The following is a 15263-nucleotide window of genomic DNA, read 5'->3' on the forward strand; positions in this document are numbered from 1 at the left end:
ACGCCCACGCCCTCGCCGGGTACGAAACCGTCGGCGGCGGCGTCGAAGGTGTGGCACCGGCCGGTCGGGGACAGCATGCCGCCGCGGCTCGCCGCCAGGTAGGTGTCCGGGGTGGTCTGGACGCTGACTCCGCCGGCGAGGGCCAGCTCGGTCTCGCCGCTCCACAGCCCCTGGCAGGCGAGGTGCACGGCGACGAGCGAGCTGGAGCAGGCCGTGTCGACGGCGATGGCCGGGCCCTGGAGGTTCAGGTGGTAGGCGATGCGGGCCGGTACGACCGAAGGCGCGTTGCCCCAGGCGGCCTGGGCGGGCGGCGCGTCGTCGAACCACTGGGTGTAGTCGCCGCCGGTGCAGCCGACGTAGACACCGCAGCGGCTGCCGCTCAGCGCGGAGCCCGCGTAGCCGGCGTCCTCCAGGGCGTGCCAGCACTCCTCCAGGAAGAGGCGCTGCTGCGGATCGGTGTAAGTCGCCTCCAGACCCGTCAGGTTGAAGAAGCGCGCGTCGAACGCGTCGATCCCGTCGATGAAGCTGCCCGCGCGGCAGGAGAGTTCCTCCTGGCTGTAGCCGGAGAGGTCCCACCGTTCGACGGGGCCGACGAGGTCGTCACCGGCGGCGAGGTGCCGCCACAGCGCGTCGACGTCGTCCGAGTCCGCGAACCGGCCGCTGATCCCGACGATGGCGATCGGCTCCCGCCCGGCGGGGTGCGGCACGGGGCTCGCGTCATTTCCGGCCGGTGCCGTCGACGGCGGTTCGGCCTGGGCCGCGAGGGACGTCTCGGGTGGTGCGGGCAGCGTGGGGCGGTGGCTTTCGACGATGTGCGCGGCGAGGCCCGCCGCGCTGCGGTGGTCGAAGATGACTACGGTGGGCAGGTCGGTGCCGAGTCGCTCGTTGAGGCGCTGGACGAACCTGGCGCCGACGATGGAGTCCAGTCCGTAGTCGGCGAACGGCAGATCCGCGTCGATCCGGTCGGTGGGCATGCGCAGCGCTTCGCCGAGTTCCTCCAGCACCACGTCCGCGACCGTCGGCTGCGGCGCCGGGGCGGCGGACGCCGTCCGCTCGGGCCGCGACGGGGCGGGAGTCGCGCTCCGGTCCGGCTCCCGGGCGGCGAGGCGCGGGGCGCGCGCCAGCCCGTCGCTGTGGGCGACCACCACCTGCTGTCCGAGCGCCAGGGCGTCCTCGGCCGGGTGGCCGACGCCGGTGAAGCCCTCCTGTTCCAGGACGCGACGCCAGCCCGCCGGGGACAGCGCGGGGCTGCCCGGGACGCGCAGTTCCGCGTCGTCGTACAGCCACCAGCCGTCGAGCAGGCCGAACGTCAGATGGTTGACGAGGTAGAAGTCGCTGATCTCGTTCAGCGCCAGCAGCCCGCCGCCGCGCAGGAGTGCCTTGGCGTGACGCAGCGCGGTGCGGATGTTGTCCGTGGCGTGCAGCACGTTGGCCGCGATGACGACGTCGTACGCGCCGATGTCGAGCCCCTGCACGTGCGGCGGCCTGCTCACGTCGAGGACGCGCGTGGTCAGGTAGTCACGGCCCGGCCCGAAGGTGTCCTGGGCGTGGTGCAGGAATGCCTGCGACAGGTCGGTGAAGCAGTACTCGGCGGGTTCCGCCCCGGCGCGGCGGAGGCGGTCCAGTACGGGCCGGGTGGTGCCGCCGGTCCCGGCGCCGATCTCCAGGACCCGCAGGCGGGCGTCCGGCTCGGCCTGCCGGCGTGCGCGCAGGAAGGCCGCCACGTGTTCGGCGAGCACCGCGTTGAAGTGCTCCGCGACGCGGTTGTTCCGGTAGATGTCCTCCACCAGGGAGAAGGAACCCCCGGGGAAGAGCACGTCGGTGGCGAGCACCCGCCCGGCCAGGATGTCGGCCAGCGCGGGCAGGGTCCGGCCCAGCAGCCTCAGCGGCGCGCGCAGATCGGCGTTGTGGTCGGCCCAGCGCGTCGCGGCCCGGTCCCACTCGGCGTGGCATGCCTCGGCGTCCGCCGCGGCGGGGCTGTGCGCGGCCCAGTGTCCCCGGGCGTCGATCAGCCCGTGGCCGGCGAGGGTGCGCAGGGTGGCCGACAGCCAGCCGTCGAACCGCGGGTCGACGCCGGTGCGCTCCTTCCACGGGGTGAGTCCCTCGTGCGGCGCGTCGAGGCCCGCCCGGCGCAGCTCCGCCGCGAGGCAGCGGTGCAGCAGGGCGTCGATCTCGGCGGGAACGGGGCCCGCGTGGTACGCGGCCAGGTCCTCGGGCAGGGACACGGCCGCGGCGCTGCCCGGTGCGGTCGCGCCGCACGGCTGGATGCTCAACGTCTCCCCCGTCAGCGCGCCCTCGACGGGCAGTGGCCGCCCCAGGCGCATGAACCCGATCTGGTCCAGCGGACCGGCCAGGAGGCGTTCCAGCGCGCCCATCGCCGTGGCCGGGTCGATCGGGGCCAGCCCCATGGAGGTCACGTCGCGCAGGAGTTCGTCGGGGACATTGCCCCAGTAGCCCCAGTTGACGACCTTGACCGGGCAGTCGAGCACCGCGCGCAGCCGCTCCGCGTGGGCGTCCTCGAACGCACAGGCAGCGGAGTAGTGCGCCTGGTCGGAGTTGCGGATGAAGCTCACCAGTGAGGAGACCAGCAGGATGAAGTCGGGTTCCCGGCCCGCGAAGACATCGGCGAAGTGCACGACCGGGTCGACCTTCGCCGACAGGGTGGCGTCCAGTTCCGCCTCGCTCATCCGGGCCAGCGGGGTGTGGCTGAACACCATGGCCAGGTGCACCACACCGTCGAGGCGTCCGTACCGGCGGACCGTCTCGTCCCGCATCCGGGCCAGCGCCGCCGGGTCGGAGGCGTCGGCGGACAGGTAGACAGGGGCGTGTCCGCCCTCGCGGACGCGCTCCGCCTTCGTCCGGATGGTGTCGTCCTCGGGCCGGCGGCCCACCCAGACCACACGGGCGTCGTACTGGCGCACGAGGTACTCGGTGAGCAGCACGCCGAGGTCACCGGCGCCGCCTATGAGCACGTAGACACCGCCACGGCGCAGTGCGGGTACGGCGGGGGGCGGGGTCTCGTCCACCGGCAGGAGCTGCCTGCGCAGCCACTGGCCGGCGCGGCGCGCGAGCGGGTGCGCCCGGCGGTCGGCGGGCAGGGCGAAGATCTCCGCGGCGACGAACGGCTCGCCGTCGGCCAGGTCCACGGCGCGGACCCGCCAGTGCGGCTGTTCCTTGGCCAGTCCGCCGACGAGGCCGTGCAGGCTCGCCTGGACCGGGTCGGCGGCGGACCGGCCGCCCGGATCGAAGGCGTCACGCGTCACGAGGGTGAGCCCGAGCCGCTGATCGCCGAGGCCGAGCGCCGGCAGTGCCGTGAGCGTGCGGAACAGCCGGCGGATCGCCGTGCGCTGGGCGGTGATCAGGTGCCGGGCGCCGCGGTCCGCGGCGGGGTCGGTCGGGAACTGCATGATCACGTGGTCGAACGGGCCCGCCGCCGCCAGTTCCTCCCGTACCTGTTCCGCGGAGGACGACGCGTCGACGCGCACGGTGACGACGTTCGGGCAGTACGCGCTCAGGGCCGCGAGGGCCTGCTCTTCGAGGCCGATCGCCACCACGCGGGCCGTCGCCGCCGGGTACGGCTTGCCGCGCAGCAGCCGCACGGGCTCCCAGACGGGGCGCAGGGTGAGGTCGCCCGCGGGGATCTCATGGGAGTCCGACACGCGTACGGGTGCCTCTCGTACGGGTGCCTCTCGTACGGGTGCCTCGGGTACGGGTGCCTCGGGTACGGCGGGGACGTCGGCGGGGCCGGGCTGCGGGAGCCGCGTCCGCGGGGTGTCGGCATGTGCGGGGGTCGCGGGGGTCGCGGGCTCCGCCGGCGGCAGTTCCGGCAGGCCGTCGGTGTACCAGTACCGCTCACGGGCGAAGGGGTAGCCCGGCAGACCGACCTTGCGGGGCCGGGGCCCCTCGACGTACAGCCGGGCCCAGTCGACCGTGAGCCCGCTCGTCCACGCCTCGGCCAGCGGTGCCAGCTTGCCGCGCCGGGCCCAGCGGACGACCGTCTCCTGGAAGTCCTCGTCCGCCAGGAAGCCCCTGGTCTCGCCGCCCCGGCCGTCGCCGGCGTCGAGGTAGGCGCCCTCGGGCGGGTTGCCGCCGTTCGCGACGGCGTCGAGCGCGGAGACCAGGGCGGCGAGGTCGGCGGTCACCACGGCGAAACGGGCAGCCATCGCCTCCCGGCCGACTTGGAGCGTGTACGCGATGTCGACGAGGTCGTCGTCGCTCCAGCCGCCGGTCCGCAGCGTGTCGCGCAGCCGGCCGGCGGACTCGCGCAGGCGCTCCTCGTCGCGGGCGGAGAGGACGACCACGGCGGGGCCGGGCCGGGGCTCGTCGGTCGGGGGCGCGACGTACTCCTCGATCACGAGGTGCGCGCCCGCGCCCCCCGCGCCGAAGGAGGAGAGGCCCGCGAGGCGCGGGCGCCCGCCGTTCCTCGGCCAGGGCGCCGCCTCGCGCTGGAGCACGAACGGGCCGGCGGAGAAGTCGATCTCCGGGTTGGTCCGCTCGGCGTGCAGCGACGGTGCCAGCGTGCCGTGCCGCATCTGGAGCAGCACCTTGGCCAGGCCGGCGACGCCCGCGGCGGACTCCAGATGGCCGATGTTCGACTTCGCCGAACCGATGGCGCAGAAGTCGCGCGCGTCGGTGAACTCCGCGAACGCGGCGGTCAGGCCCGCGATCTCGATCGGGTCGCCGAGCGCGGTGCCGGTGCCGTGGGCCTCGATGTAGCCGATGTCGCGCGGATCCACGCCGGACCGCCGCCAGGCGGCGCGGATCACCTGGGCCTGCGCGAGGGGGTTGGGCACGGTGAAGCCGTGCGTGTGACCGCCGTGGTTGACCGCGCTGCCGCGGATCACACCGAGGATGCGGTCGCCGTCCGCGACGGCGTCCGCGAGCGGGCGCAACAGCACCGCGCCGACGCCCTCGCCGGGTACGTAGCCGTCGCCGCCCTCGCCGAAGCTGCGGCAGCGACCGTCACTGGAGGCGAACTGTCCCTCGCCGATCATCAGGTACTTGGCCGGGTGCAGCGAGAGGTTCACACCACCGGCCAGGGCCGCGCCGCACTCGCCGCGCTGGATGGCGGCGCAGGCCAGGTGGATCGCGGAGAGCGCCGAGGCGCACATGGTGTCGACGGTGGCGCTGGGGCCGTTCGCGTCGAAGAAGTACGAGACGCGGTTGGCGATCGACGCGAGGCTGCCGGGGACGACGACGGGCTCGCCGCGCACGCTGTACTCGGCGCCGTAGAGCTGGTACTCCGAGTACATGGCGCCCACGAACACCCCGATGTCGCCGGCGTCGTCGCCCACCCGGGCGCGGGCGGCGGCGCGCAGGGAGTCCCGGGTGTGGCCCGCGTCCTGGAGGGTGGCGTAGGCGCACTGCAGGAAGAGCCGCTCCTGCGGGTCCATGGTGGACGCGGCCTTCGGTGAGATACCGAAGAACAGCGGGTCGAACTCGTCGATCCCGTCGAGGAAGCCGCCCCACTTGCTGTACGTCCGGCCGGGTACGCCCCGGCGCGGGTCGTAGTAGCGGCTGTGGTCCCAGCGGTCGGCGGGGATCTCGGTGACGCTGTCCCGTCCGTTGACCAGGTTGTCCCAGTAGGCGTCCAGGTCGGGAGCGCCGGGGTAGCGCCCCGCCATGCCGATGATCGCGACGGCCGTGTCCTGTCGCGGGTGGGTCTGCGGGGTGGATGCCTGCCCGATGACGGCCGGGGCGGCGGGGGCCTGGGGCCACGGGTCCGGCCGGACGGACGTGTCAGGCGTCCTTGGCGTCCCGGGCTTCTCGGGTGTCTCGAGCGTCTCGGGTGTCTCGAGCGTCTCGGGTGTCTCGAGCGTCTCGGGTGTCTCGGATGTGGTCGGCGCGGTAGGCGCGGTCGGTGTCGCCGGCTCGTCGCGCAAGCCGACGGCGGCCGCGAGCTCGGCGGGCTGGGCGCGCAGGAAGTGGCGGGCCAGGCCGTCGACGGTCCGCACCTCGAAGAACAGGGTGCTGCCGACGTTCTGGAAGTCCTTGCGGACCCGGTCGGTGAGCTGGACGACCAGGATGGAGTCGATGCCGTAACGGTCGAACGTCACGTCGGCGCGGATGTCGCGGACCGGCAGCTGGAGGATGTCAGCGACCAGGCCCCGGAAGTAGTCGCGGGCCAGGTCCAGCAAACGCTCCTCCCGGTCGGCGCGGCCGTCCGCCGGGACCGACGGCCCGGCCGGGACGGACACGGACCGTGCCGCCGCGGCCGGAGCGGGCTCCGGCGGCTCGGGCCGGGTGCCGCGGAAGGCGGAGTGCCCCTCCGGGCGCGGCTGGCGGACCGCGCCGTCGCTCTCGGCGACGATCACCTGCTGGCCCAGGTCGTCGGCGCCCTCGGCGGCGACGAACGCGTCGCGGAAGCCCACCTCGCCGAGCAGCCGCAGCCAGTTGCGGGGCGCCAGGCCCGGCGAACCGGCGATACGCGGAGCCGGGTCGTCGTAGAGCCACCAGCCGTCCAGCAGGCCGAACGTCAGATGGCTGAAGAAGATGTTGTCGCTGAGCTCGTTGAGCAGCAGCAGGGCGTTGGGGCGCGCGGCGGCCTTGGCGTTGCGCAGGGTGGTGCGGATGTTGCGGGTCGCGTGCAGCACGTTGGTGGCGACCACGACGTCGTACGTGCCGACGGCCACGGGCTGCCCGGCCAACGGCTTCTCGGCGTTGAAGAGCTGCGGGTCGAGGTAGGGGGCGAGCGCGCCGTACTCCCTGCGGGCGTGCAGGAGGAACGCCTTGGAGATGTCGGTGTAGCAGTACGTCTCGATGCGGTCGGCCCACGGGCGCAGCCGGCGGAACAGCACGGCGCTGGTGCCTCCGGTGCCCGCGCCGATCTCCAGGATGCGCAGCCGGGCGGCGGGGTCGTCGGCCAGCCGCTGTTCGACGTAGGCGACGAGGGTGTCGGCGAGCACCTCGTTGAAGTAGTCGGCGACCGGGTTGTTCTTGTAGACGCCCTCGACCAGTTCGAGCGAGGCGTTGGGGAACATCACGTCGGTGGCCGGACGGCGGCCGGTGAGGATGGCGGGCAGGGCGCGCAGCGTCGTGTCGACGAGCACGGCCTGGTGCCGTTTGGCGTCGTCCGCCAGCCAGGCCGCACGCTCCCGGTCCCAGCGCGCCCAGGCGTCGTCGAGGGAGGGGGCGGCCGGGTCGAGGACCGCATAGCGGTCGTCCCCCTCTTGGCGCAGGAGGCCCGCGTCGGCCAGCACCGCCAAGGTGTGGGCCGTCCAGCGTTCGTAGCGGTCGTCGATGCCGGCGACGGCCCGCCACTCGGCCGCCGTGGCCGCGCGGCCGTCGGCGAACAGGCCCATCGACCGCAGCAGCGCCCACGTCGTCCGGACGAGCGCGTCGTGCATGGCGCCGGCGTGCCCGCCGGCCCTGGCCCGCAGCCGCTCGATCTCGGCCCGCCGGTCCGGCCGGGCCCGGCGCAGGGCCGCGATCCGCGACGGCGCGCCGTCGCGGAGGTGGGTGACCGCGTCGTCGCCGTGGATGCCGTCGATGCTGCGGGTGTCCGTGGCCTTGAGCAGCGCGAGCTGCGGGTACGGGGAGGCCAGCAGCGCGTCGAACGCGGCCATGCCCTCGCGCGGTTCGATCGAGGCGAGGCCGAGGCGGGCCATGCGCTGCCGGTAGTCGTCGGCGGTGACGATGCCGACGCCGGCCCAGTAACCCCAGTTCATCACCTTCACGGGGCAGTCGAACCGGGTGGCCAGCCCTTCGGCGAAGGCGTCGGCGAAGGTGCAGCCGGCCGCGTAGTTGGCCTGGCCGGGTGCCTTGAAGAAGGACTGCATCGACGAGAAGAAGGCGACGAAGTCCAGGGGCTGCCCGGCGAAGACCTCGGCCAGGTTCACCGCCACGTCCGCCTTGGCCCGGTACGTGGTGAGGAAGCGCTCCTCGTCCATGCGGGCCAGGGTCTGGTCACCGAGGACGATCGCGGTGTGCAGGACGCCGCGGACGGGGCCGTGCCGTCGCACGATCTCGTCGCGGGCGCGCCGCAGGGCGTCGCGGTCGGTCGCGTCGGCCTGGATGTAGTCGGGCCGTGGTCCGTAGGCCGCCAGGGCGTCCTGTCGCGCCGCGATGTCGGCGTCCAGCGGGCGGCGGCCGATCCAGACCACCTGGGCGCCGTGCCGGCGCATCACGTGCTCGGTCCACACGGCGCCGATGCCGCCGGCACCGCCGATGGCGACGATCACGCCGCCCGGTCGGGGCGGGTCCGTCACGGTGCCGGGGTCGGGCACCTCCAGCAGGCGCTGGCGGTACCACTCGCCGTGCCGGTGGGCCAGGGTCTCCCCGCGCGGGTCGGCGGGAAGTGCCAGCAGCTCCCGCCACGGCACAGGGGCGCCGGCCTCGATGTCGGCGACGCGCACCCGCCAGTGCGGGTACTCCTTCGCCAGCGTGCCGGCGAGGCCGTGCACACCGGCATGGGCCGGGTGGGCGTCGGTGCCGCAGGGCAGCAGGCGGGACTGCCGGGTGACCAGGGTCAGCCCCAGCTCACGGGCGTCCGCACCGTCGGCCAGCAGCGCCTTGACCAGGCGGAAGGCGGCGACGGCGGCACCCGTCCCCGCGTCGGACGGGTCCGCGGCCGGGTCCGGTGCCAGCCAGAAGACGTGCTCGGTGCCGCTCGGCAGCCGGGCGGCGAGCCGCTCGGCCGACTCTCCGTCGCGGGCGTCGAGGACCGTGGCCCGCGGATGGTGGCGCAGCAGCCCGGCCCGGTCCTCTGCGCTGCCGCCCACCAGCGCGACCCGCGAGCCGGGCGCCGGCCAGGCGGCGGCGTCGGGCGTCTCGGGCAGGGCGTCCCACACGGGTGCCAGCAGCGTGGCGCGTGGCGCGGTGCCGGTCGCGGCGGGGTCGGTCGGCGCGGTCGCCGAGGACGGCGCCGTCATGCGTCGCGAGGTGTAGCCGCGCAGGCTCGCGCTGAGCCGGCCGGCGTCGTCGTACAGGTCTATGTCCACTTTGGTCACGTCCCGGTCGGCCGTGGGCCCGTAGTCCTCGGTGTGGCGCAGATGGGCCCACATGCGTTCGGAGGTGGGGGCGAGGATGTCGACGGCGTCCAGTGCGAAGGGCAGCATGGGGGCGCCGTGGTGTTCGGGGAGCCTGCCGGTGGCGTCCGCGTGCAGTCCGACGACGGCCTGGATGGCGCTGTCGAGCATCGCCGGATGCAGCCCGAACACGCCGTCGCGGGCGCCATCGGGCAGGACGAGCCGGGCCAGGACCTCGCCGTCGCCGACGGCCAGGGTGTCGATGGCGCGCAGGCGGTCGCCGTGGTGGATGCCCACGCCGGCGAGGGCGGCGCGGACCTGCTCCCGGGTGAGGGTGCGTCCGCCGCAGCGCGCCCACAGGTCGGCCGGCGCCGTCGGGGCGGACGGGCTCGCCTCGGTGACACGCCCCTGGGCGTGTACGGCGGCGCCGTCGCGCAGGACGCGGAAGGCGCCGTCGGCCAGGTCGACGCGGAGTTCGGCACCGGCCTGGCCGACCGGGAACGGCTCGGGCCACACGATGTCCCGCAGCCCGAGCGGGGCGAAGGAGTCACCGGCCACGGCACGCCGCACCGCCTCCAGCGACATCACACCGGGCAGCACGGCCCGCCCGGCCACATGGTGGTCGGCGAGGAAGAACTCCTCGCCGCTGAGCCGGATGCGGTACGCGGGCCGCTCCGGGGCGGCGGGCGGGGATCCGGCCGCGGACACCGCTTCGGGGGCCGCCCCCGGGGCCCAGTGGCGCCGGCGCTCGAACGGGTAGGTCGGCAGCGGCACTTGGCGGCGCGCCTCGGCGGGGAAACTCCCGCCGAGGTGGCCGGTCGTGCCATGGACGTAGGCCGCGGCCAGTTCGGCCGGCGTCGACACGTGCGCGTCACCGGTCGCCGGACGCGGGTCGGCCGCCGTCTCCCCGTACACCACCTTGTCGTCGGCGGTGCCGGACAGCCAGGCGCGCAGGTGTGCGGCGAGGGTCGGCAGGTCGGCGGCGACGACGGCGAGCCGGTGGGCGAAGTGGCTGCGGCCGGCGGCCAGGCTGTGGGCGACGGCGCCGACGGGCAGGCCGGGCTCGCGGTCGAGGTGTTCGAGCAGGCGCTCCACGACGGCGCGGAGCGCGGCGGGGGTGCGTGCCGACAGCAGGAAGGGGTACTCCCCGCCGGGTTCGGTGACTTCGCGGGCCGGGTACTCCTCCAGCACCACATGCGCGTTGGTGCCGCTGGCCCCGAAGGAGCTGACGGCCGCCCGGCGCGGTCCACGGCCGGGTGTCGGCCAGGGCCGGGGCGTGGTGGCGACGGTGAACGGGCTGCCGTCGAGCGCGATGGCCTGGTTGGCCCGCTCGAAGAACGGGGTCGGTGGGATCCGCCGGTGCTTCAGGGCGAGCAGCGCCTTGATGACGCCCGCGATGCCGGCGGCGAACTGGGTGTGTCCCAGGTTGGCCTTGATCGACCCCAGGACGATGCTCCCGGCGGGAGCGCCCGCGAACGCGCGGGTGAGTGCCCGGAACTCGATGGGGTCGCCCAGCTGGGTGCCCGTACCGTGGCTCTCGACGTACTGGATGCCGTCCGGCGCCACGCCGCAGCCTTCCCGGACCTGGCGCAGGAGCCGTTCCTGCGAGGCGGCGCTGGGGGCGGTGATGCCGTTGGTGGTGCCGTCCTGGTTGACGCCCGAGCCGCGGACGAGGCCGTAGATGTGGTCGCCGTCGCGCACGGCGTCGGCGAGCCGCTTGAGGACGACCACGCCCGCGCCCTCGCCCGGTACGAATCCGTCGGCGCGGGCGTCGAAGCTGTGGCAGCGTCCGCTGGCGGAGAGCATGCCCGCCCGGCTCGCCGACTCGTACAGCCGGGGGGTGGTCTGGATGAAGACACCGCCCGCGAGCGCCATGTCCGCCTCGCCGGTACGCAGGTCGCGGCAGGCCAGGTGCAGCGAGACGAGCGAGCTGGAGCATGAGGTGTCGACGGTGAGGGCGGGGCCCTTGAGGTCGAGGTGGTAGGCGATCCGGGACGCCACGAGGGAGCCCATGGTGCCCCACAGCGCCTGTGCGGGCGGCCGGGCGTCGAGGTGGGTGTGGTAGTCGCCGGCGTAGGCGCCGACGTACACGCCGCAGTTGCGCTCGCGCAGTCGTTCGCCGGTGTAGCCGGCGTCCTCCAGCGCGTTCCAGCACTGCTCCAGGAAGATGCGCTGCTGCGGATCCATGGCCGCGGCCTCGACCCCGGAGATCGCGAAGAACACCGGGTCGAACCGGTCGATGTCGCGGACGAAGCTGCCCGCGCGGCAGGTCACGTCGGGGCCGAGGGCCCAGCGGGTGACGGGTTCGACGAGGTCGGCGCCGGCCATCAGGTGGTCCCACAGCGCGCGCGGGTCCTCGGCGTCGGCGTAGCGGGCGGCCATGCCCACGACGGCGATGGCGTCGTCCGTCTCCGCCGACGGCCCGGCGCCGCGGCGTGCGGGGTGGGCGGCGGGCGTCACCGCGGGTGTCACGGCTCTCGGGGCGCGCAGCGTGTCGCCGTAGGTGTCGGTGATGTGGGTGTGCAGACGTGCCACGGAGCCGTGGTCGAAGAGGTCGGCGGTCTCCAGGGTGGTGCCGAGGGCCTCGTTGAGCGTGTGCACCAGGTTCACGCCGAGGATGGAGTCCAGGCCGTAGTCCGCGAAGGGACGACCGCGCTCGATCTCGGCGACCGGCATCTGGAGGGCCTCGCCGAGGGCGTCGAGCAGGACCCGCTCGACCTCCTCGGGCCCGGCCGCGGCCGCTCGCGGGGCGATGGCCGCGGGCTCGGCCGGTGCGCTGCCGGCCGGGCCGGGCCAGTAGCTGCGGCCCGCGAAGGGGTAGCCGGGGAGGTGGACGCGGGCGGGCGGGCGGTCGCCGTCGTACAGCCCGCTCCAGTCCAGGGGCATGCCCTTCGCCCAGAACGCGGCGAGTTCGCTCCAGTCATGGCGGGCGATCCACTGGCCGACCAGCTCGCGCAGTTCGTCCTGTTCGGCCAGGGCGGCCAGCGTCTCGCGGGTGGCCTTGACCTGCCCGCGCCACCAGGGGCCTTCGCCGTCGGGCCGGGCCAGGAAGGCGCTCAGCTGCTCACGCCATTCGGCGGGGGTGCTCGCGACGAAGCACACGCGCTCGTCCATCGCCTCGCGGCCCAGTTGCAGGGTGGCCGCGACAGCGGGCAGGTCCACCGGTTCCGCAGTGTCGAGCCAGCCGGCCAGTTGGGTGGCACGGGCACGCAGATCGTCGTCCGTGCGGGCGGACAGCGGCAGCAGCAGGGGCCGGTCCGGGGTGGTGGGCTCGGCGGCGCGGCCCTCGTACTCGGCGACGACGACGTGCGCGTTCGCGCCGCCCGCGCCGAACGAGGAGATCCCGGCCAGCCGGGGTGAGCCGTTCGCCGGTCGCGGCCAGGGGGTGACGCCGGTCTGCAGGGTGAACGGGGTCGCGTCGAAGTCGATGTCGGGGTTGGGCCGCTCGGCGTGCAGGGTGGGCACCAGCTCGCCGTGCCGCAGCTGCAGCACGACCTTGGTGAGACCCGCGATTCCGGCGGCGGCCTCCAGGTGGCCGATGTTCGGCTTGACCGAACCGAGGGCGCACTTCCCGGCGCCGTGGGCGTCGGGGTCGAATGCCTGGGTCAGGCCGTCCACCTCGACGGGGTCGCCGAGCCGGGTGCCCGTGCCGTGTGCCTCGACGTAGCCGATGTCGGCGGCGGACACACCGGCCCGGTCGAGTGCCTCCCGGATGAGCGCCGCCTGGGCGCGCGGGTTGGGCACGGTGTAGCCGTTGCCGCGTCCGCCGTGGTTGACGGCCGAGCCGAGGATCACGGCGTGCACGGGGTCGCCGTCGGCCTCGGCCCGCGACAGCGGCTTCAGCAGGACCGCGCCGACGCCCTCGCCGGGCAGGAACCCGTCGCCGCCCTCGCCGAAGCTGCGGCAGCGCCCGTCGCTGGAGAGCATGCGGGAGCGGCTCAGTTCGACGTAGGTGGAGGGGTGCAGGTAGAGGTTGACGCCGCCGGCGATGGCCAGTTCGCAGGCGCCGTGGCGCAGGTGCTCGCACGCCTCGTGGATCGCCGTCAGGGACGAGGAGCACATGGTGTCGATCGGCATGCTCGGACCGCGCAGGTCGAGAAGGTACGACACACGGTTGGCGAGCGACGCGAACGACGTGCGCGGGGCCGACGGTATCCCGCCCGCGGCGGGCGGGTGGTGGCGGTCGAACCCGGTCTTGGTGATCCCCGCGAAGACACCGACGCGCGAGCCGTGCTGCTCGGCCAGCCGCTGCCGAGTGTAGCCGGCGTCCTCCAGCACCGACCACGCCGTCTCGACGAACAGCCGTTCCTGCGGGTCCATGTCGGCGGCGTCGCGGGGCGCGATGCCGAAGAAGGCGGCGTCGAAGCGGTCGAAGCCCTCCAGGAACGCGCCCCATTTGCCGTAGCTGGCCCCGCGCTCGACCGCGCGCTGCGCGTCGGGTTCGTAGAAGCCGTCCAGCGCCCAGCGCTCGGCGGGGATCTCGCGCGCGCTCTCGCGGCCGGCGCGCAGGTTGTCCCACAGCGCGTCCAGGGTGGGTGCGTCCGGGTAGCGCCCGCTCAGGCCGATGACGGCGATCGGCTCGCCGGCGGCGAGCGGGCGGGTCCGGGCCGCCGGGGCGGCGGACCGGACCGGGCGGGGCGCGGCGGTGGCGGGCTCGCCGGACGGCGCCTGCGCGAGCCAGCGGCGGCATCCGTCGGGGTGCCGCTCGGCGAGATGGCCGGCCAGGTCCCGCAGGGTCGGGTACTGGTAGAGCACGGTCTTGGGCAGGGCGCCGAACCACCGCGCGAACCTCTGGTTGAGGCGGGTGACGGCCAGTGAGTCGATCCCCAGGGTGTCCAGGGGGGCCGCGGCGTCCAGCCGGGCCGCGTCGACCCGTACCGTCTCGGCCACCAGTTCCTTCAGGCGGGGCAGCACCCGTGCGCTCAGCTCCGCGACGGCGGCCCTCGTGTCCTGTCCGTCCCCGTCCCGCTCGCCGTCCGCCGTCATGTCGTCCTCCCTCTCCCGCCGGCCGTCCGTGTCCGCCGCGGCCCGGCTGTCCCCCGCGGCCCGCGTGTCCTGGGTGCCTTCCGGGCCCTCCGGGTCGGCGACCAGCAGGTGGGGGACGCCGACGGCGAGGGCGTCGTGCAGGGCGCGCAGCGCGGTGTCGGTGGCCAGCGGACGGCCGAAGCGGGCGACGAGCGCGGGCAGTTCCTCGGCCGGCACGCTCATCCCGCCGTCCCGCCACAGCGGCCAGCCGATCGAGACGCTCCGGCCGTGGCGTTCACCGGCGGCGACCAGGGTCGCGCGGTACGTCTGGTACGCGTCGAGGAAGCCGTTCGCGGCGGCGTAGTCGGCCTGGCCGGCGTTGCCGAGCGTCCCCGCGGCGGAGGAGAAGGCCACGAGGAAGTCCAGGGGCAGCTGACGGGTGGCCAGGTCGAGGTTGACCAGGCCCGCGGTCTTCGGCGCCAGGACCCGCTGGGCGTCCTGGTGGGACTTGCGGATCACGTAGTCGTCGCTGATCAGGCCGGCGGCGTGGACCACGCCGTCGAGCCTGCCGTAGGTCCGCACGATGTCGTCGACCAGCGCTGTCACGGCGGTGGCGTCGGTGACGTCCACGGCGCGGTACTCGGCACCCGGACCGGGCTCGCCCCGTTCCGAGCGTCCGCACAGGACGGTCCTGGCTTCGGGGGCGTGCCGGGCGATGTCGGCGGCGAGCAGCCGCCCGATACCGCCCGATCCCCCGGTGACCAGGTAGACGCCGTCGGGCCGCCACACCGGCGTGCCCTCGGTACGGGGAGCGGCGGCCCACTCCGGCACCTGCCGGCGGCCGTCGGTGTGGCGCACGTGGTCCTGCGGCTGCCCGAACTCGTCCTGCAGCGCCTCGGCGAGGTCCCCTCCCGACGGCCACCGCGTGAACTCGATCAGCTGGCCTCGCAGTGCCGGGTCCTCGTGCGCGGCCGTGCGCAGCATGCCCAGCAGCCCCGCGTAGCCGTACGGGGTGCCGGTCCGGCAGACGACCTGCACATGGCAGGCGCCGCCGGCCGGCTGGTTGAGCAGCCGCTGGAGTTCGGCCAGCAGCCGGGTCGCGGCGTGCTCGTAGCCTCGCGCCGGCGCGTCGTCGCGGCTGTCCACCCGGACGAGCGGGACGCCGGGCAGGCACTGGCGGACGACGGCCGCCTCGGCGTCGGGGGCGTCGCACAGCACGACGAGCCGTCGTGCTCCCGTCGGCACGGCCCGCCCGCGCACCGGTTCGTCGCGCCACCGGGGAACGCGAAGAATGTCTCGACTCACTGTCAGTTCCGTTTCGGGGTCGCGGAC

At 74.7% G+C, this 15263-nt stretch carries 1 protein-coding gene (running past one end of the window); it reads right to left on the reverse strand.

Features of this window, described 5'->3' with window-relative positions:
- A protein-coding gene (locus AC067N_RS16435) for an SDR family NAD(P)-dependent oxidoreductase (protein ID WP_478679566.1) crosses the window boundary here: on the reverse strand, positions 1-15236 show its 5' portion. 9058 nt of this gene lie to the left of the window's left edge; 15236 of the gene's 24294 nt are visible here — the first part of the coding sequence; its start codon is at positions 15234-15236; its stop codon lies off the left edge, out of view.
- Between the last annotated feature and the right edge of the window lie 27 nt (positions 15237-15263).

Source organism: Streptomyces sp. NPDC042364 (assembly GCF_056437585.1).